Here is a 19708-nt window from a genome sequence, read left to right on the forward strand (position 1 = left end):
CTCCATTGTGGGAATGTCCTGAATTTTTTAGGTCCTGGCAAATAAGAATAAGTTCCAATTGATGTGCAATCGCCATGACGCCTGTTCTCGCGGTCCACCTCGGGAGGTTAGAATGTGCGAAATCAGGATGAGTTAATGAGCGAAAAGTCCGTTTCAGAAGCCGAATATGACGCCATCACCGACGCTGCCGCGCATTGGTGCATGCGCCTGCACGCCAGTGATTGCACCGCGGATGAACGTCAGGCTTTTGCGCAATGGCATGACTCCCATCCGCTGCACGCCTTTGAATACGCGGCCATGCTGGAAATCTGGGACGTCGCCGACCACCTGCCGCGCCACGAGATCCCGTCGGTGGTGGTGCCGTTCAAGCCGCGCAGCCGGCTGCGCACCTACGCGGTCGCGGCGGCGATCTGCCTGGTCGCCTTGCCTCTGGCCGCCTTCACTGGCTGGGAAGCCGGCTGGCTGCCGAGTTCCTATGAGCGTTTCCAGGCCGCCAACGGCTTGCGCCAGGTCACCCTGGGCGACGGCAGCCAGGTGGAACTCAACCTGGGTACCGAGCTGGTCTTCAGCAACTACAAGGATCAGCGCCGCGTCACGTTGAACAAGGGCGAGGCGTTCTTCAAAGTCAGCCATGACAGCGCCCATCCGTTCATCGTGCACGCAGGCGAAGGCCAGGTGCGCGTCACGGGCACCCAGTTCAACGTCTGGAAGTATGAAGACCAGGTGCGGGTCACGTTGCTCGAAGGCTCGGTGCAGATTGCCAGCGACGCGTTACACGGCAGCGTGCCCCTGACGCCGGGCATGCAGGCCAGCTACCAACAGGGCGATGCAACGCCGCGCATACAGGCAATCACCGCCAATGACAGCGCCCTGGCCTGGCGCCAGGGCAAGCTGGTGCTCGACAACCTGGCGCTGGTGGATGCGTTGCCGTTGATCAACCGCTACCTGAACAAACCGGTGATGCTGGCAGACGCCAACACCGGGACGATTCGCATCGGCGGCATCTACAACATCACCGAGGTCAATAACCTCATCCCCTCCTTGCCCAAGGTCTTGCCGGTCTATCTGACCCAGAACCAGGATGGCAACCCCGTACTCAATTCCATCCCGCGTAAATCCCCCAAAGGCTGAGCTTGCCCCCGGCTCGGGCGTCGTTGCGCCTGAAGTGTCCATTTTTGAGACACTCGACTCCCCTGGACCGCCCCTGTGGTGCGGATTCATCGTTTTGTCATAGGCAGTGTTACAACGCTGATACAGCTTGGTGAATCGTTTGTGGTACGGCGCTGTGTGTATGCCTGGGCGGCAGGTGTCTCAGCGCTGAAACAGCACTGACATCACTTCGCCCACAAACAACTCCAACCCATTGAATAACAACGGTAAATAAAAAGCGGCACGGCTTCTGCTCTATCCCTTGCAGCGCTGTTTAGGGTCAGCGCGACGAATAAGGAATGCCGCCGTGGCCACACTCACTCAAGGTTCGATGAACGTGCTGCTGATCAGCTGTGTACTCAGCGTCGGCATCAGTGTTCCCAGCTTTGCAGAGGATGGCGTGATCGTGACAGGGCGCAACGTACAGGCTCATATGTACGGCCGCGCCGCCTTCGGTAAAGACCCCTACCCCACCACCGCCAACGCCAACCCCAGCCGGGACATCATCGGTGCCACTGGCGAGCTCAGTGATATGGATATCGGCGGCATCAGCAGCGGCTCAAGCATTGTCCGCGCAGTTCAGACCAACGGCACCTTGACCGGCCTGCACGCCACACAAAACAGCATGTCCACCCTGGGGGCCGGCTCCGCTGCGGGCCACGGTGCGGGCAGCGGCATGGGCGGGCAGATCAGCGACTCGGTCCAGCGCGGCATGGCGCCGTTGAATAACATCGGCAGCATGCTGGGGGGCAAGTGATGAATCGTTCCCTGCTCGTTCTCGCCCTGTTGGCCAGCGCCCCGGCATTCGCCGACGACACGGCGGTGATCCACAACAGCGGCCAACAATACCAGGGTGTCGTGTCGATCAACCAGGCGGCCGGCAACCAGCAACAAATGTCCAACAGCCGCGCCATCGCGCTCGGTGGCCAGGCCACCAACGTCAACATCCAGCGCCTCGACGGCAGTGTCGACCCGTCCCTGAACGCCAGGGCGGCGATCCAGGGCAGCTCATTTACCAACGGCAACGGTGTACTGGGCATCAACCAGTCGGCCGGGGCCAATAACCAATCCATCAATGCCGTGCGGATCAGCATCAACCCTGGCCCGCAAAGCATCGATGACAGCGTCCTGTTGCAACAGAACACCACGACGCTGGCAACCGACTCAGGGCTCACCCCCACCACTGGCAGCCGCCTTGTCGTTACGAGCGACCAGGCCTTCACAGGCAGCCGAGGAGTGATTCAGGTGAACCAGAGTGCCGGGGTGGGGAACCGAGTGGCTAACACCCTGGGCATCACTATCAAGTAAACGCTTGGTAGCACTCGTTAGACCGTACCAACACTTAACCAACTAATTAGAAGCAAGGAGAAACACCATGAAACCTCAAATGGCTCTGAAACCACTGGTTTTCGCACTGGCCGCACTCATGGCTGCTGCTGCTCAAGCAGGTGGTGGCTGGCACCCTGCGCCTCAACCCACCGGTGTGGTTGCCTCTGTGGTGACCGATGTGCAGAACAGCGTGGGCAACAAGTTCGATGACACCAAAACCGAAAACAACGCCTCCGCCGACGGCTCGGTCACCAGCAACAGCGGTAACACCGGGGTCAACGTACAGGCGGGCAGTGGTAACCAGGCCGACAACTCCGGCGCCATCTCCAGTGCCAAAGGTGACTTTGCAACGGTATTCGCTGTCGTCGATGTCAATCAAAACAGCGGGCTCAACAACTTCGTCAACAAAGGCACCCAGAACAACGCCTCGTTGGATAACTCGGCTAACGGGAACTCCGGCAACCTGGGTTACAACGGCCAGGCCGGTCAAGGCAACCAGGGTAAAAACAACCTGGCAATCACCACCGCTGATGGCAAAAACATCGCAGCGGCCGCCAACACCGAGCAAAACTCGCTCGCCAACAGCTACCTGAACACTGCCGCTACCAGCTACGGGTATGGCCATGGCAGCAAAGCCCAATACGTGTCCAACAACTCCAGCCTCGACAACTCGGTTAACCGCAACTCCGGCAATGTGGGTGTGAACCTGCAATCCGGTTCGGGCAACCAAGGCAGCAACAGCCTGTCGATCGGTCAAGGTTGCAGCGTCTGCGCCAGCGGCGTGCGCTTCTGATCCAACGGGGCCTTGGCAACAAGGCCCTTTTTTATTCCAGTGTCCAGCAGGTCACACGATCATGCGCCTCGCGACCCTCACCCTCCTGATGCTGCTCACCGGCCCGACCTGGGCAGGCACCATGGCGATCTCCGCCCTGCCTGGCGGTACAGTGATCTACAAGAAGGTCGAGAGTATTCGTGAACGCCGGTTCGCCAACCTGGTGGAACAGAAAACCGATTTCAGCTGCGGTGCTGCGGCACTCGCTACCATTCTGCGCCAGGGTTATTGGCTGGATGTAGACGAAGATCACGTCATCAAAGGCATGCTGGTCAATGCCGACCAGGACCTGGTGCGTACCCAGGGCTTTTCCATGCTGGACATGAAGCGCTACCTCGAAAGCATCGGCATGCGTGCCCGGGGCTACAAAATCGCGCCAGAAACACTGGTCACCGTAAGGATCCCCGTGGTGGTCCTGCTGGAAATTCGTGGCTACAAGCACTTCGTGGTGATGCAGCGGGCCGACAAGGACTGGGTCTATATCGGCGACCCGGTACTGGGCCATAAGCGCTATTCCCATGATGACTTCGTCAAGGGCTGGAACGGCATCGTGTTCGCCGTGCTGGGTGAAGGTTACGACAAGGCCAACGCCCTGCTCGACCCGCCCACGCCACTGACCGCCAAGAACCAGTTGAATGAGTTCAGGCCCGTAGGCGATGCCGAGCTGATGGATTTCGGTTTTATCCAGAGCGACTTCTTCTAAGAAGCGCAATAAGGGGCAGGACGCTCCAGGAGCAAAAGATGAACACTTCCCGTTGGCTGACGGTCTTGTGTCTGGCAGCCTCAATGCCCGCTTATGCTTCGTCGGGGTTCAAACCCATCGAGCTCAAGGATTCGGAAATGGCCGACCTGCGCGGTCGTTACGTGATGCCGGGACGGATCATCAGCTTCGGCATTGTCATGAGCAGCACCTGGACCAACGCCGTGGGTGACACCATCACCGGCAAGGCCAGCATGCAGATCGATTCGTCGACCATCACCCCGCAATTCTACGTACAAACCACCGGCTCGACCGGCAACGGCACGAACCCGAACACCGGCACCGGCACGGTAACCGGCGGCGCCGGCCTGGGCAGCGGCCAGGGTGTGACACAAAGCGTACGCACCGCCGGCGATGGCAACACCGCCTACAACAATGTGGGCATCACCGTCGAGAACGGTTTTGCGCCCTCCAACATCGTGCAATCAGGACAGGTGCTGGTCGCCGGCGGCACGGTGACCGGTGACAGCGCGGCAGGCCGCGTGAGCGTGTCGGCCAACAACGGTGGCTTGCAGATGGCGATCCAGGCCAACCACAACCAGGGCAACAGCCTGCAGCAGATCGGCGGCGGGAATGTGCTGCAAGGCACGGTGCTGACCGGCAACACTAACTTCGTCAACAACATGACCCAACTTAACGTCGTGATGAACAACAACGGTTTGAACAACGGTGCGTTGAACTGCAATCTGGATCAACTCAAAGCCCTACGCACGCTCGGTTATTGAACTACGCTGACCGTCGACACTTACGCATTAGAAAAGGACGGCTTATTTCATGCATCGATCGTTATCGCTCCGTGCTGTGATCTGTTTAAGTACGCTCTTGCCCGCATCCGTTCTGTATGCAGCGCCAGACAGCGACATCGAAACCCTCAAACGGGAACTCCTGGAACTCAAGCAGCGGTACGAAGTGCAGCAAAAAGCGCTGGCCGTGCTGGAGCAGCGCGTGCGTCAGGTCGAAGACCAACCGGCAACCCCGGCCCCCAAACGCCTGGCCAAGTCGCCGGCAGACTTTCAAAAAGCCAACGGCACCACCGTCGCGGGCACGGGGGCCGCGGCGGCATCCGGTGGGGCGGGGGGCGGCGGCAGTTCCTACGGCCAGTCCCTCAAGGATGATTCGGCCCCGGCGCAAAGTGTCAGTAACCTCTATAACGAAGCCAGCGGCTTTTTCGGCAACGGCAAGTTCAGCTTCGAAACCGGCGTTACCTATGCCCGTTACGACGCCCGTCAGTTGACCCTCAACGGGTTCCTGGCGCTGGACTCGATTTTCCTCGGCAATATCAACCTGGACCGAATCAAGTCCGATAACTGGACCCTGGACCTGACCGGGCGCTACAACGTCGATAACCGTTGGCAGTTCGACGTGAACGTGCCGGTGGTGTACCGCGAGTCGACTTACCAGTCTGCCGGTGCCGGCAACAACGGCACCGCCACATCGGAACAATCGGTCACCCGCGACCCGACCATCGGCGACGTCAACTTCGGCGTGGCCTACAAGTTCCTCGACGAAACCCCCACCCTGCCGGATGCGGTGGTGTCGGTGCGGGTCAAGGCGCCCACCGGCAAAGAACCGTTTGGTATCAAGCTGATCAATACACCCGGCAACGACAACCTGTTCGTGCCGGAAAGCCTGCCTACGGGCAATGGCGTGTGGTCGATCACTCCGGGCATTTCCCTGGTCAAGACCTTCGATCCTGCCGTGTTATTCGGCTCGCTGTCCTACACCCATAACTTCGAAGAATCCTTCGATGACATCAGCAGTGACGTCAACCAGAAGGTCGGCGGCAAGGTCAGCCTGGGCGACAGCTTCCAGTTCGGGGTCGGCGTGGCCTTTGCCCTCAACGAGAAGATGAGTATGTCGTTCTCGGTGTCCGACCTGGTGCAGCGCAAGAGCAGGCTCAAGCCCAACGGCGGCGACTGGCAATCGGTGGTTTCCAGCGATGCCAACGCCGGTTATTTCAACGTGGGGATGACCATTGCCGCGTCGGATAACCTGACCATCGTGCCGAACCTGGCAATCGGCATGACAGACGATGCGCCGGACTTTACGTTCAGCTTGAAATTCCCGTATTACTTCTAACCCGACCGCTACAGAATCCGGTGCACAAGGAAAAGCCCCGCAACGATAAGGGTCGTTGCGGGGCTTTTCGGTTTACCCGCCCTAGCGGATCTGGTGTTTGTGCAGCAACCGGTAGAACGTCGGCCGGGAAATCCCCAGCACACGGGCCGCGACACTCAGGTTGTCGCTGTGCCGATTGAGCACATCGCACAGCGCCTGGCGTTCAGCACGGTGCTTATAGTCTTCCAGTGTAGCCATGGGTGGCGAAATTGCCTGTTCGCCCAGCAATCCCAGATCGGCGGCTTCGATCTGGCGCCCTTCGGCGAGTACCAGGCCGCGGCGCACGCGGTTGGCCAGTTCGCGCACATTGCCCGGCCACGGGTGTTGCCCCATGGCCACCAGGGCGTCATCGCTGAAGCTGCGGGGGCGGCGGCCGGTTTCCTGGCTGTAGAAGCGTGAAAAGTGGTTGGCCAGCATCGCCACATCACCATGGCGCTCGCGCAAGGGCGCGGTGACCACCTGCAGCACATTGAGCCGGTAGTACAAGTCTTCGCGGAAAGCGCCCTTGGCGACGGCCGCCTCAAGGTCGACGTGGGTGGCCGCCAACACCCGCACGTCCACCGGAATCGGCTGGCTGCCGCCGACCCGCTCGACCTGCTTTTCCTGGAGAAAGCGCAGCAGGTTGGCTTGCAGTTCCATGGGCAAATCGCCGATTTCATCGAGGAACAGGGTGCCGCCATGGGCCGCTTCGATGCGCCCGACCTTGCGTTGATGGGCGCCGGTAAACGCGCCCTTCTCATGGCCGAACAGTTCGGATTGGATCAGGTGTTCAGGAATGGCGCCGCAGTTGATCGCGACAAAGGGCCTGGCATGGCGCTGGGATTGGCGGTGCAGGGTCTTGGCCACCAGCTCCTTGCCGGTGCCGCTGTCGCCACGGATCAGTACCGGGGACTCCGTGGGCGCCAGCTTGGACAATAATTTGCGTAACTCACGAATGGGGCGGCTTTCCCCCAGCAACTCGTGCCCTTCATCTACCGGGGTGTGACCCTTGCCACGCAGGCGCGCCATGCCAAACGCGCGGCCCAGGGTCACCTGCACCCGCGCCACGTCGAATGGCAGGGTATGGAAGTCGAAAAACCACTCGCAGACGAAGTCCCCCACATTTTGCAGGCGCAACACATCCTGGCTGAGTACGGCGATCCACTCGGTGCCACTACGACTGATCAGTTCCTTGACCGCTTCAGGCCGCTCCAGATGATAGGGCTGCAGGCGCAATAGGCCGACATCGCATGAGCGCTCTCCTACCGATTCCAATGTGCAACTGTCGACATCCCACCCGGCCGTACGCAAACCGGGCAGCAACCCGTGGCAGTCGTCACAGGGGTCAACCACGAGCAAACGACGTTGGACGAGGGGCACACCCATGACTGATCCTTGGCGTCAAAAATCACTAAAGTTATTTAGAAACAACAGTTTGTAATGGTTGCCGATAACCCTAGCAAGATCTTGACAGCGTGCTTGTATCGTTTCGCTATAAGTGCGGACAAAAAGCCACTACTCGCGTTTGCAGGTCAAAAAGTTGCGTCTTCGCAAAACTTTCAATCAGCTTTCAAAACAGCCGCTTACATGACGTCCATCAGGAAAAGTTGAAATTTGTTGCTCTAACATGTGACCCGCACCCCGTCATCGCGCATCAGTACAAGTAACCCGCCGCACGGTCAGCCCAACCGCCGGTACTCACTTGAATGGGCATTTAGAGAGAGACCCACATGAACGCCCCGCTCCGCATCAACGAAGCTCTTTTGATCGCAGACCGTGCTTTCCAGCCCTTTCAATGCGTGGCCTGGCACGATGGCAATGGCGCCCTGAGCCTGAGTGTCATCGACCGCACCAATAACCGTATCGGCAGCAAACAGCTGTCGTCGAACACCTATAGCGACCCGGCGCAATTGGAAGACTTGCTGTTGCAGGCCCGCGCCGAACTCGACAAAGATGGCTACCAGTTGCAGTCCTGGGCCATGCCGAAGTAAATCGCGGCTAACTTGCGATCACTGCAAAACAGTGATCGCGAGTTGCACAATGGAACTTAAGACGCTTATCGCGCCGCTAGAATAAACCGTTCGATTGCTTCCGCAGCGCCCTCCTCGACATTGCTGCCGGTGACCACGCTGGCCTGGCGCTTGACGGCTTCTTCCGCCTGCCCCATGGCAATCGACAGCCCGGCCACCTGAAACATCGCCGGATCGTTCCCCCCGTCCCCGATGGCCGCCGTCTGCTCCAGCGGCACCCCAAGGTGCGCCGCCAGGGTCTTCAACGCCTCGCCCTTGTTGGCCAGCATGGCCGTCACATCCAGGTAAATCGGCTGCGAACGCGACACCTGGGCCAAGCCCTGGACCTTGGGCTGCAATTGCGCTTCCAACGCCACCAGCAATGGGGTGTCGTTGCTCGCGGCGACGATCTTGTCGATACGCTCCAGGTAGGGTTCGAAACTTTCCACCACCACCGGCCCATAACCCAGGCCATGGGCTTCCCGCGGTTCCACCGGCCCTGGCGGACCACGGCGCAGCCAGTCGCCGTCGGCAAACACCCAGACTTCCACATCCGGCTCGGCCGAGAACAGCGCCAAGGTCACCAGCGCCGCCTCCGCCGGCAGGTGGTGGGCAACCAGGATGCTGCCATCCGGGTTGATCAAGGTGCCACCGTTGAAGCCCGCCACCGGCACATCGATCCCGAATGTCTCGATCAGGTGCAGCATGGCCTTGGGCGGTCGCCCGCTGGCCAGGCTGAAAAACACCCCGGCCTCGCGCAGGGCGCTCACCGCGTCGACAGTACGCTGGCTCAGGCGGTGATCCGGATGCAGCAAGGTGCCGTCCACGTCGCTGAGGATAAAACGGATGGGATGAATCGCTGCATCACTCATCCGAGCGAGTGCCAGGTGCGGCCATCGCGCGCCAGCAACCCATCAGCCGCTGCGGGCCCGTCTTCACCGGCCTTGTAGGTCTGGATCCCGTCGTCCTCCTTCCATGCATCGAGGAACGGTTGCACTGCTCGCCAGCCGTTTTCGATGTTGTCGGCGCGCTGGAACAAGGTCTGGTCGCCGGTCATGCAGTCGTAGATCAGGGTTTCGTACCCGGTCGACGGTTGCATCTCGAAGAAGTCCTTGTAGGCAAAGCCCAGCTGGATGTTGGCCATGTCGAGGGTCGGCCCGGGCTTTTTCGCCAGCAGGTCGAACCACATGCCTTCGTTGGGCTGGATCTGGATCTTCAAGTAGGTGGGCTTGACCTCGTCCACCTCGGTGTCACGGAATTGCGCATAGGGCGCCGGCTTGAAGCAGATCACGATTTCGGTGTCGCGCACGCTCATGCGCTTGCCGGTGCGCAGGTAGAACGGCACGCCGACCCAGCGCCAGTTATCGATCATCACCTTGAGGGCGACGAAGGTCTCGGTGCTGCTGTCGGGAGCGACGTTGGCTTCTTCGCGGTAGCCGGGCAGTGGCTTGCCGGCGATTTCGCCCGCGGTGTATTGCCCGCGCACCGAGTTGGCCCGCGCGTCTTCCAGGGACCACGGGCGTACCGCACCGATGACCTTGGCCTTTTCACCGCGCACCGCATCGGCACCAAAGGCAGCCGGGGGCTCCATGGCCACCATCGCCAGCAGCTGGAACAGGTGGTTGGGCACCATATCGCGCAGGGTGCCGGTTTTTTCGAAGAAATTGCCTCGCGTCTCCACGCCGACGGTTTCGGCGGCGGTGATTTGCACGTGGTCGATGTAATGGTTGTTCCAGAACGCTTCGAACAGCACGTTGGAGAAACGGCTGATGAGGATGTTCTGCACCGTCTCCTTACCCAGGTAATGGTCGATGCGATAGATCTGCTTCTCGCTCATCACCTTGAGCAGGCTGGCGTTCAACGCTTCGGCGGTGGCCAGGTCGGAGCCGAAGGGCTTCTCGATCACCACGCGCCGGAAACTGTCATCGGTTTCCGTCAACAGGCCGGCACTGCCCAGGCGCTGCACCACGTCACTGAAGAAGCGCGGTGCGGTGGCCAGGTAGAACACCGCGTTGCCGGTACCGCTGCCGGCGATCTTCTTGCCGATGTCGGCGTAGGTGCTGTCATCGAGGAAATCGCCCTCGACGTAGCTGATGCCTTTGGCCAGTTGCGCCCACAATGCCGGATCGAGGGCGTTATCCCCATTGCCCTTGACCTTGCTCGCCGCCTCGGTGCGGATAAAATCCTCGAGTTTCTTGGCGAAGTCGGCATCGCTGATGGCGTTGTGATCGACGCCAACGATACGCAGGCCATCGCCCAGCAAGCCATCACGACTGAGGTTGTACAGCGCCGGCATCAGCAGGCGCTTGACCAGGTCGCCATGGGCGCCAAACAGAAACAGGGTGGTGGGTGGAGCAGGTTCGGCCTTGAGTTTCTTGCCGTTGGCGGTCATTTTTTGGAAGTCTCCACGTGGCCGCCAAAGCCAAAGCGCATGGCAGACAGCATCTTGTCACCGTAGGTGCTCTGCTGGCGCGAGCGGAACCGCGCGAACAACGACGTGGACAGTACCGGCACCGGTACGGCTTGCTCCATGGCGGCTTCGATGGTCCAGCGGCCTTCGCCACTGTCGGCCACGGAACCGGAGTAACCGTCCAGCTTGGGGTCGGTGGCCAGGGCGTCGGCGGTCAGGTCCAGCAACCAGGACGAGACCACGCTGCCACGGCGCCAGACTTCGGCGATATCGGCAACGTTGAGGTCGAAGCGCTGGTCTTCGGGCAGGTTTTCCGAGTTCTTGGTCTTGAGGATGTCAAAACCCTCGGCAAACGCCTGCATCATCCCGTACTCGATGCCGTTGTGGATCATCTTGACGAAATGCCCGGAGCCCGCCGGGCCGGCGTGGATGTAGCCCTGCTCGGCACGCTTGTCAGCCGACGCGGAACGGTCCTTGGTGCGCGGGATGTTGCCCAGGCCCGGTGCCAGGCTGGCGAAGATCGGGTCGAGGCGCTGCACCGTCTCGGTGTCGCCGCCGATCATCATGCAGTAGCCACGCTCCAGGCCCCAGACCCCGCCGGAGGTACCGACATCGACATAGTGCAGGCCCTTTTGCGCCAGGGCCTTGCCGCGACGCACGTCATCCTTATAGTTGGTGTTGCCGCCGTCGATGATCACGTCACCGTCTTCCAGCAGCTCACTGAGTTCATTGATGGTGTTTTCGGTGGGGTCGCCTGCCGGCAACATCACCCAGACGGCACGGGGTTTCTGCAGCCCGGCCACCAGGGCCTTCAAGTCGGCAACGCCGGTGGCGCCCTCTTCGCTCAAACCTTTGACAAATGCTTCGTTACGGTCGTAAACAACGGTGGTATGCCCATTGAGCATCAGGCGCCGTGCAATATTCCCGCCCATGCGGCCTAGTCCGATAATCCCCAGTTGCATGTGCTGATGCTCCCAACTACTGAATAAATGTGTGACATAGTTTATAGCGCAATGAGGCTAATGAGGGTTAGTCCAGGGCAGATCCGTGTAGTTTCATGGGAAAAAATTGCCATCGTTTCACCATCACGCCTCCGAAAGTCACACGACCACCAAAAATAAAAAAGTTCCATTGAAGTGGAAAAGAATTCAGAATTGCTTCCGACTGTTGCCGAGAACCTCGACTCAAGCGTTCTGGCACACCGCGACACACCGGCTATTTGCGAGGCAAGCAATGAGCACAGCACAGATGACCCGTCCTCCACAGACCCTCTACGTCACACTCCGTCGCGATGAATTGCGCCAGTTGAAAGACGAACGCGATCAGTTGCAGCTTGAGGTCATGCGCCTGCGTGCCCATATCATTCAAGCCCAGCTGGACCAGCCTTCCGGTGTGCAGCCCGCGCTCTGCTGAGCCCGTCATCACTTTGTAAGATAACGGCTACATAAATCTCACAAAGTTTTCACATGCCCTTCCCGATACTCCCGCCCCCAAGGGCCATCCCATGCAAGGGTGGCCTCTGTTGCGTGCAGCCCTGCGCGTCAACTGAAAAATTATCGGGTTGGAGCGCTGGATGGCGATGTTCGAACGCAGCAGCAAGTCTGCGAAAGGCTTTGATTGGGCCGGTCTTGCCTGGCTATTCGTGTTTTTCTGGTACTTCTCCGGCATTACCCAACTGCTGATCCAACTCAGCGGCACTTCCGGCTTCAGTGGTTTTCGCCAAGCCTTCTTCATGAGCGCGATATGGCTCGCGCCCCTGCTGGTATTCCCCCGCCGTACGCGCCTGCTGGCCGCTGTGATCGGCGTGGTGCTGTGGGCCTGTTCCATGGCCAGCCTGGGTTATTTCTTCATCTACCAGCAGGAATTTTCCCAAAGCGTCATCTTCATCATGTTCGAGTCGAACATCTCCGAAGCCGGCGAGTACGCCACCCAATACTTCGCCTGGTGGATCGTGCTGGCGTTCATTGCCCACACCGCCGTGGCTATTTTCCTGTGGACCCGGGTACGCCCGGTGTATTTGCCGCGCGGCCAGGCCCTGGTGGCGGCAACGGCGATCCTGGTGGCGATCATCGGTTACCCGCTGGTCAAGCAGATTGCCCGCAGCGACACCCTGGACGACGCCATCGACCGCTTCGAATCGCGCATCGAACCGGCCGTGCCCTGGCAGATGATCGTTGCCTACCGCCGCTACACCGAACAGCTGGACAACATGCAGGGCATGCTCGACAGCGCCAGCCAGATCGCGCCCTTGACCAACCTCAAGGACACCATGGCCGGCCAGCCGTCGACCCTGGTGCTGGTGATCGGCGAGTCCACCAACCGTCAACGCATGAGTCTCTACGGCTATCCGCGCAACACCACGCCGGAACTGGACAAGCTGCGCGACCAACTGGCGGTGTTCGACAATGTCATCACCCCGCGCCCCTATACCATCGAAGCCCTGCAACAGGTACTGACGTTCGCCGACGAGGAGAACCCCGATCTCTACCTCAAGACACCGTCGATCGTCAGCGTGATGAAACAGGCCGGGTACAAGACCTACTGGATCACCAACCAGCAGACCATGACCAAACGCAACACCATGCTCACGACCTTTTCCGAACAGGCCGACGAGCAGGTGTACCTGAACAACAACCGCAACCAGAACGCCCGCCAATACGACGGCGATGTACTGGAGCCATTCTCCAAGGCCCTGGCCGATCCGGCCGAGCGCAAGTTCATCGTGGTGCACCTGCTCGGCACCCACATGAGCTACCAGTACCGCTACCCACCGACCTTCGACAAATTCACCGACCGCCAGGGCGTGCCTGCCGGGATCAGTGACGATCAACTGCCCATCTACAACAGCTACGACAATGCGGTGCTGTACAACGATTTCGTGGTGTCGAGCCTGATCAAGGACTACGCCAAGACCGATCCCAACGGCTTTTTGCTGTACCTGTCGGACCACGGCGAAGACGTATTCGATTCCGCTGGCCACGCCACGCTGGGGCGTAACGAAGGCAAGCCGACAGCGCCGATGTACACCATTCCGTTCATGGCCTACGCCTCGCCGAAATGGCGTGAAACCCACGACTGGAAGTTTGCCGGCGACTTGCAACGCCCTTACAGCAGCTCGCAATTGATCCACACCTGGGCCGACCTCGCAGGGCTGAGTTTCAACGAACTGGACCGCAGCAAGAGCGTCGTGAGCGACAGCTTCACGCCGCGCCCGCTGATGATCGGCAACCCCTACATGCGCCCGCAAAAGGCCTTGATTGACTTCAGCCTGATCAAGCCCAAGAAGGTTAATCCGACCGATGTGGTCCTGCAGGAACCGCCGGCCTTGTAACAGAAAGATAACAATCATTCTCGTTTAGCCCTAAAGTTCCCCCGCTCCTTTCGTCTTTGAGCCAAGGCCTTCCCTTTCCGGGGTGGCCGCAAAGACGACAAGGAGTCTTCCGCGATGTTCGCGCCTTTTACCCGCTCCATGACCCTCACGCTCGGCCTGTGCGGCGCCGCCCTAAGCCCGGACCTGCTGGGTGAAACCGACCCCGAACACACCCCGCTCGAACTCGGCGCGACCAACATCTCCGCCGAAGGCCTGGGCGCCACCACCGAACACACCGGTGCCTACACCACCGGCTCGATGAGCACCGCCACCCGCCTGAACCTGTCGGTCAAGGAAACCCCACAATCGATCTCGGTGATCACTCGCCAGCAGATGGATGATTTCAATCTCAACACGTTGACCGACGTGCTGCGCCAGACCACCGGGATCAACGTCCAGCACAACGACTCCGACCGCGTGTCCTATTCCTCCCGCGGCTACGGCATCACCAACTTCCAGATTGACGGAATGCTCAATACCTTCGGCTACATGAAGTCCGACGCCGATACCATCATCTATGACCACATCGAGGTGGTACGCGGTGCCACGGGCTTGACCACCGGCGCCGGCGACCCCTCGGCCACCATCAATATGGTGCGCAAGCGCCCGACGGCCCAATGGCAGGCGAAAACCGGCGTCAGCGCCGGCAGCCATGACAACTATTACAGCTACGTGGACGTGGGCGGCCCGCTGGCGTTCGACGGCAAGCTGCGCGGACGCACGGTGCTGGCCTACCGTGACAGCCAATCGTTCCGCGACAACTATGGCCTGCAGCGGGCGGTCGGCTACGGCATCCTGGAAGGCGATCTTTCCGACGATACCGTGCTGGCCGTAGGTTTCGATTACCAGAACAAGCAGGTCCAGGGCACCTCATGGGGTACCGTGCCGTACTGGAACAGTGAGGGCGGCAAGGCCGGACTGTCGCGCTCCACCAATATGGCGGCGCACTGGAGTTCCTGGCCGCTGACGGACAAGACCACCTTCGCGACCCTCGACCATCGGCTGGGCGGCGACTGGCACGTGAAGGCCGCCTACACCCATCGCCAGAGCGATACGGATGGCAAGGTGTACTACGGCGGCGCAGGCTTCCCCAACGATGACCGCAGCGGCATGACCGCCTGGGCGAGCCATATGCGCGGCACATCGAGAATGGAGGCCGTCGACCTCAACCTCGCCGGCAGCTATGCACTGCTGGGCCGCGAACATGCACTGATGATGGGCTATGGCGAGGCCACGCAGCGGGACGTCTCCCCCGTGATGCGCAGCAACCTACCCGCCGGCTATTACACCATCGAAGACTGGAAATACATGGGCGGGATCGCCAAGTTCGGCGACACCGTCACCGACCTCAAGGGCGAACACAGCAGCAAGCAACAAAAGGCCGGCTACCTGGCCACGCGACTGAGCCTTACCGACCGCTTGCATGCGGTGCTGGGCAGTCGCTATGGCAGTTGGGAACTGAAAAGCGCCGCCCCGCACTACGATGCCAACGACCAGCTTACCGCCGCCGGGAAAACCAGCCAGACCCACAATGATATGTGGACGCCCTACGCCGGCCTGCTCTACGACCTGACACCGGAGTACACCGTCTACGCGAGCTATACCGACATTTTCAAACCCCAGAGCCTGCGGGATGCCAACAAGAAGTACCTGGAGCCCGTGGTCGGCAGCAACTACGAGGTAGGCCTCAAGGGCAGCGTGCTCGACGAACGCTTGAACCTGGCGGCGGCATATTTCTGGAGCACCCAGGACAACGTCGCCGAGCGGGACGATTCGGTGGAGCGAAACCCGACCACCGGCGAGGAGTACTACAAGTCCGGCGGCAAAGGTAACAAGGTCAACGGCTTCGAATTGGAAGCTGCCGGAGAAATCCTGCCCGATTGGAACCTGACGGCCGGTTATACCTACACCCATTCGGTCAACGGCTCGGGCAAACGCAACAACACCGGGCAGCCGCTGAACCTGCTGAGAGTGTCCAGCGCCTACCGTTTGCCGGGGGCGTGGCGCAACCTCACGGTCGGCGGCGCGGTGAACTGGCAGAGCGACATTTACGATTGGAGCAATCGACCTACAGGGGTACGCGTCGGCAACACACCGGTGACCGAACGGGCGAAGATCACACAACAGGCGTACACGGTGGTCAACCTGATGTCCCGCTATCAATTCGACGAGCACGTCTCAGCGTCGCTTAACGTCAACAACCTATTCGATAAAAAGTATTACGAACGCGTCGGCTTTTATAACGGCGTGTATTGGGGCGACCCACGCGCCATTACGCTGGCCTTGGACTGGAAGCTTTAAAGCCGGCCATCCGAAGTTAACGATATTGTTAACTTCGGATGTTTCTCGCGTTAATTCCCACTTAATAAGATCGCACCAGAATCGCCCCAAGATTCTGATCAAGGACAGAGCAGATAACCGATCACACTTAATGAGTAAACACAGATGAAACTCTCGACCTTGATGCTTGCCAGCCTGATGACCCTGGGCTCCGCCGCCGCGTTTGCCGAAGGCGGCTCGGAGCGCTCGAAGGAGTTCTACAACAACTTCACCTTCACGCAGCAGACGCTTCACGGCACGACTGAACAAACGGCGTCCGCCAACGGCAAGACACCGAACACCAACACGACCGAACAGGAACAGCCCAAGAGTTAATTTAATCGTTAGTTAATCCGCAATACCCTCGGCCATTCCGCTCCGTTGGCAAAGGTTTATTGGGCGCCCTCTGCTGGCGCCCTTTTTTTCGCCGGTTATTTATTAAAGCGGCTTGTTCCAGAACAACATGCGCCCATGGGCCGGATCAAACTTCGCATCATCAAAACCAAACTTGCGATACGCCGACTGGGCGACGGCATTACCTTCCAGCACCTCCAGGGTGATCTTGCAGCAACCACGTTGGCGGGCGATGTCCTCGACCTTCAGCAGCATTTTCTGGCTCAGCCCCAAGCCGCGAAACTCATTCATCACCACCACGTCGTGCACGTTGACCAAGGGGCGGCAGGCAAAGGTGGAAAACCCTTCAAAGCAATTCACCAGCCCCGCCGGTTCACCGCCGACAAACGCCAGCACACTGAACGCATGGGGGCGCTTGGCCAACTCGGCCGGCAGTTGCTCCAGCAGGTCGGCTGGCAGGCTATGGCCGCCGCCCATGGGGTCTTCGGCGTAATGGTTAAGCACCTTGGCAATGGCTTCGGCATGTACAGGATTGGTGTAGCTGGCTTGCAGCACCAGGATATCTGGGGTGTCCATTTCCGTCCTCGATCACGACTACAAGGGAATCTGTTCCCTTTGAGGGGCACGATTGTAAGCGTGGAGTCAGCACCAGATGAAGGAGATTAACTACAAATGTGCGCCCGAAAGCGCGAAGGCTTTGGCACTAAAAAAACCCAAAGTGCCCATCCAGGGCTTTTTTCGTACAGGCCTCAGCCGAAGCGCTGCAGCTGCATTTCTTGCAACCGGCTCAGGGTGCGACGGAAAGGAAACGCCAGGTAACCGTCGGTATACAGGCGCTCCAGTGGCACCTGGGCGTCGATGAACAACGGCACCTTGCGGTCGTAGCACTCGTCCACCAAGGCGATGAAGCGACGCACACTGTCGTCGTGCACCGACAACTGCGGCAACTCGCGATCACCGGCCACCACGCGCTCGACCCCATCCTCGGTGCCGCGGGCAATCCGGCCTGGGCGCTGTTGCGCACTCAGGTTGGGCACGTCCCCCAACAGGATCGCCTTGAAGCGGTCGCACAGCAGCATGAAATCCATTGCCGCCAGGGGTTGTTCGCAGAGGTCGGCATAGCGGCACCACAGTACGCTGTCACTGGCCTGCACGCACACGATGGAACGATGGCCGACGGTGACCGGGCCACGACTCACCGCCTGGCCTTCGGCCAATTGCGCGAACACGTTCGCCAGCGCATCGGGCTGGTTCACCCAATAGCGCTGCCGGCCCACGCCTGGATGCAAGCGATGATCCTCGCCACCGTCGACCGCCACCACGTGCATATGCCGCCCGATCGCCGCAATGCCCGGCAGGAAGCGCTCCCGATTGAAGCCATCGGCATACAGCTGGGCCGGTGGTTGATTGGAGGTGCAGACCATCACCACACCTTCCTCGAACATGACCTGGAACAGCCGGCCGAGGATGATCGCGTCACCGATGTCACTGACGAACAGCTCATCGAAACACAATACCCGCACCTCCCGGCTCAGCTCCCGCGCCAGGGCCTGCAACGGGTCATGGGTGCCGGTGAGCTGGAACAGACGCTGATGCACCCAGCCCATGAAGTGGTGAAAATGCTGACGCCGCGCGGGCACCCGCAGGCTTTGGTAGAACTGATCCATCAACCAGGTCTTGCCGCGCCCCACCGGCCCCCATAGGTAAACGCCAGTCACGGGCGAACGGCCTTGATGCAAGGCCGCATGACAGGCTTGCAGGGCATCCACCGCCCGGCGCTGGGCGTCGTCGGCAACGAAACCCTGTTGGGCGATGGCGTGTTGGTAAGCAGCGAGGGGCGAGTCGAAAGTCATGCCCGCGATTATGACCTACAGGGAGATGTCCAGCCGTGAAATCTTGCCCTTCGCGTCCAGGCGAAAGGTGTAGCGCAACTCCAGCGGGCTGCCGGGAAAATTGCCGGAGACCACATTGCTGACCAGCACCTTGCCGGTACGGTGCTGCACCTTGAGCACCTCGACACGCGGCTGGTAGCGGCGCCCGGTGTCTTCCATCCAGCGTGCAATGGCGGCGGTGCCCACCTGGTGCTGGCCTTCATCGAACACATTGGCATCGTCGGCAAAACACTGGGCAATGACCGAGGTGTCGCGGGTATTGGTCGCCGCGATATAGGCGGCGATGGCGGGGGCCAATTCAGGCTGGGACATGGCAAAGCTCCTTTTCAGGTGGTTGTAACAGCATGCTAAGCCAGGGGTGTGTCAGTTTTTGTCAGGAGTGAACGGCCCGGATTCATTCTGCTCCATCAGCTTGCGCCAGGCCCGCAGCCAGTCGCTGCGCCGCCCCGGATAACGTTCGCCGACGACCTCGGCACTCGCCACGCGGTCGGTGCGAAAGGTGCGATACGCGCCGCGCAGCTCACACCAGGCCACGATCACCCGCACTTCATTGAGAAACCCCAGGGCCAGGGGCCAGATCAGGCGTTGACTCTGGGTCTGGCTGGCATCGGCGTAGTCGATATGCAGCTTGTCCTGATGCCGAATCGCTTCGCGAAATACATCCAGCGGCACGCGGTTTTCCGGGTAGCCAAACCCTGGCGGGCCGGGCAGCAATGTCGGGTTGCGCAAGGCTTCCTGCGCCGTCGGGTCGAGCACATCGGCGATTTTCGCCAAGGCGTTGGCGGCGGCACGGCTGAGCACGTCATCGCCGCGCTGGTCCACATAACGCAAGCCCAGCACGATCGCTTCGGTTTCTTCGGCGTTGAGCATCAAGGGCGGCAAAAACAGGCCGCTGCGCAGCACATACCCTACCCCGGCCTCGCCGAAAATCGGCGCGCCCAGGGCGGTCAACTCGGCAATGTCGCGGTACAGCGTACGCTCGGACACCTCCAATTGCGCCGCCAGCACGGCGGCGGTCACCGGGCGTTTCTTGCCCCGCAGGGCCTGCAACAACGTCAGTAAACGAGTGGTACGCGACACGTTGATCCTGCCGAAAAACAAAAGAGCTGCAGATTAGCAGAGCACCCTGTCAGAAAATGTCAGCAGGAAAACAGCCCCGATCAGACGAGCCCCGTCATTTAAGGAAG

General features: G+C 60.2%; 20 protein-coding genes. 12 read left to right on the top strand and 8 right to left on the bottom strand.

The window, feature by feature from the left end; all coding sequences use genetic code 11:
• Positions 1-135 precede the first annotated feature (135 nt).
• The 7 genes from B9N88_RS23795 (at position 136) to B9N88_RS23825 (ending at position 6149) form a co-directional block, all read left to right on the top strand.
• A complete protein-coding gene (locus tag B9N88_RS23795) occupies positions 136-1131 on the top strand; it encodes a FecR family protein (protein ID WP_027606444.1) in 996 nt (331 codons plus the stop codon).
• Positions 1132-1456: 325 nt separating this feature from the next.
• Complete coding sequence (locus tag B9N88_RS23800) at positions 1457-1906, top strand: hypothetical protein (RefSeq protein ID WP_027606445.1); 450 nt, start codon at positions 1457-1459, stop codon at positions 1904-1906.
• Entirely contained in the window at positions 1906-2457 is a 552-nt protein-coding gene (locus tag B9N88_RS23805) for a hypothetical protein (RefSeq protein WP_027606446.1), read from the top strand. Before B9N88_RS23800 ends, B9N88_RS23805 begins: the two co-directional genes overlap by 1 nt.
• 67 nt (positions 2458-2524) lie before the next feature.
• Positions 2525-3271 (top strand): hypothetical protein, encoded by a 747-nt coding sequence (locus B9N88_RS23810; protein WP_027606447.1) that lies wholly within the window; start codon positions 2525-2527, stop codon positions 3269-3271.
• Between the two features lie 61 nt (positions 3272-3332).
• The gene (locus tag B9N88_RS23815; protein WP_027606448.1) at positions 3333-4013 is read left to right on the top strand and encodes a C39 family peptidase; all 681 of its coding nucleotides are present in this window, start codon (positions 3333-3335) and stop codon (positions 4011-4013) included.
• A gap of 38 nt (positions 4014-4051) precedes the next feature.
• Entirely contained in the window at positions 4052-4795 is a 744-nt protein-coding gene (locus B9N88_RS23820; protein WP_027606449.1) for a hypothetical protein, read from the top strand.
• A gap of 49 nt (positions 4796-4844) precedes the next feature.
• Positions 4845-6149 (top strand): hypothetical protein, encoded by a 1305-nt coding sequence (locus B9N88_RS23825; RefSeq protein WP_027606450.1) that lies wholly within the window; start codon positions 4845-4847, stop codon positions 6147-6149.
• A gap of 81 nt (positions 6150-6230) precedes the next feature.
• Here B9N88_RS23825 and B9N88_RS23830 read toward each other — a convergent pair whose 3' ends face one another.
• The gene (locus tag B9N88_RS23830) at positions 6231-7553 is read right to left on the bottom strand and encodes a sigma-54 dependent transcriptional regulator (RefSeq protein ID WP_027606451.1); all 1323 of its coding nucleotides are present in this window, start codon (positions 7551-7553) and stop codon (positions 6231-6233) included.
• A 344-nt stretch (positions 7554-7897) separates the two neighbouring features.
• On the opposite strand from B9N88_RS23830, the gene B9N88_RS23835 reads away from it, so the two are divergent.
• Positions 7898-8158 (top strand): hypothetical protein, encoded by a 261-nt coding sequence (locus tag B9N88_RS23835; RefSeq protein ID WP_027606452.1) that lies wholly within the window; start codon positions 7898-7900, stop codon positions 8156-8158.
• 65 nt (positions 8159-8223) lie between these two features.
• Here B9N88_RS23835 and B9N88_RS23840 read toward each other — a convergent pair whose 3' ends face one another.
• Genes B9N88_RS23840 through gnd form a run of 3 tightly spaced genes read right to left on the bottom strand, consistent with a single transcriptional unit; the run spans position 8224 to position 11593 of the window.
• A complete protein-coding gene (locus tag B9N88_RS23840) occupies positions 8224-9048 on the bottom strand; it encodes a Cof-type HAD-IIB family hydrolase (protein WP_027606453.1) in 825 nt (274 codons plus the stop codon).
• Positions 9045-10568, bottom strand: a complete 1524-nt coding sequence (gene zwf / locus B9N88_RS23845) for a glucose-6-phosphate dehydrogenase (protein WP_027606454.1) — start codon at positions 10566-10568, stop codon at positions 9045-9047. Before zwf ends, B9N88_RS23840 begins: the two co-directional genes overlap by 4 nt.
• A complete protein-coding gene (gene gnd, locus B9N88_RS23850; protein ID WP_223841635.1) occupies positions 10565-11593 on the bottom strand; it encodes a phosphogluconate dehydrogenase (NAD(+)-dependent, decarboxylating) in 1029 nt (342 codons plus the stop codon). Before gnd ends, zwf begins: the two co-directional genes overlap by 4 nt.
• Positions 11594-11819: 226 nt before the next feature.
• Here gnd and B9N88_RS32695 point away from each other — a divergent pair, with 226 nt between their 5' ends.
• The 4 genes from B9N88_RS32695 (at position 11820) to B9N88_RS23865 (ending at position 16611) form a co-directional block, all read left to right on the top strand.
• On the top strand, positions 11820-11999 hold the full coding sequence (locus B9N88_RS32695; protein ID WP_256221270.1) for a DUF6026 family protein: 180 nt from the start codon (positions 11820-11822) through the stop codon (positions 11997-11999).
• Between the two features lie 160 nt (positions 12000-12159).
• The gene (locus B9N88_RS23855; RefSeq protein ID WP_027606456.1) at positions 12160-13917 is read left to right on the top strand and encodes a phosphoethanolamine transferase CptA; all 1758 of its coding nucleotides are present in this window, start codon (positions 12160-12162) and stop codon (positions 13915-13917) included.
• 114 nt (positions 13918-14031) lie between these two features.
• Complete coding sequence (locus tag B9N88_RS23860) at positions 14032-16257, top strand: TonB-dependent siderophore receptor (protein WP_027606457.1); 2226 nt, start codon at positions 14032-14034, stop codon at positions 16255-16257.
• A gap of 144 nt (positions 16258-16401) precedes the next feature.
• The gene (locus tag B9N88_RS23865; RefSeq protein WP_027606458.1) at positions 16402-16611 is read left to right on the top strand and encodes a hypothetical protein; all 210 of its coding nucleotides are present in this window, start codon (positions 16402-16404) and stop codon (positions 16609-16611) included.
• Between the two features lie 102 nt (positions 16612-16713).
• On the opposite strand, the gene B9N88_RS23870 is transcribed toward B9N88_RS23865, so the two are convergent.
• The 4 genes from B9N88_RS23870 to B9N88_RS23885 all read right to left on the bottom strand — a co-directional run bounded on the left by B9N88_RS23870 (position 16714) and on the right by B9N88_RS23885 (position 19601).
• The gene (locus B9N88_RS23870; protein ID WP_027606459.1) at positions 16714-17205 is read right to left on the bottom strand and encodes a GNAT family N-acetyltransferase; all 492 of its coding nucleotides are present in this window, start codon (positions 17203-17205) and stop codon (positions 16714-16716) included.
• A gap of 173 nt (positions 17206-17378) precedes the next feature.
• Entirely contained in the window at positions 17379-18482 is a 1104-nt protein-coding gene (zapE, locus tag B9N88_RS23875) for a cell division protein ZapE (protein ID WP_027606460.1), read from the bottom strand.
• 15 nt (positions 18483-18497) lie between these two features.
• Entirely contained in the window at positions 18498-18833 is a 336-nt protein-coding gene (locus B9N88_RS23880) for a nuclear transport factor 2 family protein (RefSeq protein ID WP_027606461.1), read from the bottom strand.
• A gap of 51 nt (positions 18834-18884) precedes the next feature.
• Positions 18885-19601 carry a helix-turn-helix transcriptional regulator gene (locus B9N88_RS23885; RefSeq protein WP_027606462.1) on the bottom strand — a complete coding sequence of 239 codons (717 nt, stop codon included), beginning with the start codon at positions 19599-19601 and terminating at the stop codon, positions 18885-18887.
• Positions 19602-19708: the final 107 nt, after the last annotated feature.

The sequence above is a fragment of the Pseudomonas sp. LAMO17WK12:I1 genome (assembly GCF_900177315.1).
Taxonomy (GTDB): domain Bacteria; phylum Pseudomonadota; class Gammaproteobacteria; order Pseudomonadales; family Pseudomonadaceae; genus Aquipseudomonas; species Aquipseudomonas marginalis.

Bases quoted from the DNA above. Each gene is read 5' to 3' on its own strand.
- B9N88_RS23795 (WP_027606444.1), top strand. From the start codon at position 136: ATGAGCGAAAAGTCCGTTTCAGAAGCCGAATATGACGCCATCACCGAC.
- B9N88_RS23805 (WP_027606446.1), top strand. From the start codon at position 1,906: ATGAATCGTTCCCTGCTCGTTCTCGCCCTGTTGGCCAGCGCCCCGGCA.
- B9N88_RS23810 (WP_027606447.1), top strand. From the start codon at position 2,525: ATGAAACCTCAAATGGCTCTGAAACCACTGGTTTTCGCACTGGCCGCA.
- B9N88_RS23815 (WP_027606448.1), top strand. From the start codon at position 3,333: ATGCGCCTCGCGACCCTCACCCTCCTGATGCTGCTCACCGGCCCGACC.
- B9N88_RS23820 (WP_027606449.1), top strand. From the start codon at position 4,052: ATGAACACTTCCCGTTGGCTGACGGTCTTGTGTCTGGCAGCCTCAATG.
- B9N88_RS23825 (WP_027606450.1), top strand. From the start codon at position 4,845: ATGCATCGATCGTTATCGCTCCGTGCTGTGATCTGTTTAAGTACGCTC.
- B9N88_RS23830 (WP_027606451.1), bottom strand. From the start codon at position 7,553: ATGGGTGTGCCCCTCGTCCAACGTCGTTTGCTCGTGGTTGACCCCTGT.
- B9N88_RS23835 (WP_027606452.1), top strand. From the start codon at position 7,898: ATGAACGCCCCGCTCCGCATCAACGAAGCTCTTTTGATCGCAGACCGT.
- B9N88_RS23840 (WP_027606453.1), bottom strand. From the start codon at position 9,048: ATGAGTGATGCAGCGATTCATCCCATCCGTTTTATCCTCAGCGACGTG.
- zwf (WP_027606454.1), bottom strand. From the start codon at position 10,568: ATGACCGCCAACGGCAAGAAACTCAAGGCCGAACCTGCTCCACCCACC.
- B9N88_RS32695 (WP_256221270.1), top strand. From the start codon at position 11,820: ATGAGCACAGCACAGATGACCCGTCCTCCACAGACCCTCTACGTCACA.
- B9N88_RS23855 (WP_027606456.1), top strand. From the start codon at position 12,160: ATGGCGATGTTCGAACGCAGCAGCAAGTCTGCGAAAGGCTTTGATTGG.
- B9N88_RS23860 (WP_027606457.1), top strand. From the start codon at position 14,032: ATGTTCGCGCCTTTTACCCGCTCCATGACCCTCACGCTCGGCCTGTGC.
- B9N88_RS23865 (WP_027606458.1), top strand. From the start codon at position 16,402: ATGAAACTCTCGACCTTGATGCTTGCCAGCCTGATGACCCTGGGCTCC.
- B9N88_RS23870 (WP_027606459.1), bottom strand. From the start codon at position 17,205: ATGGACACCCCAGATATCCTGGTGCTGCAAGCCAGCTACACCAATCCT.
- zapE (WP_027606460.1), bottom strand. From the start codon at position 18,482: ATGACTTTCGACTCGCCCCTCGCTGCTTACCAACACGCCATCGCCCAA.
- B9N88_RS23880 (WP_027606461.1), bottom strand. From the start codon at position 18,833: ATGTCCCAGCCTGAATTGGCCCCCGCCATCGCCGCCTATATCGCGGCG.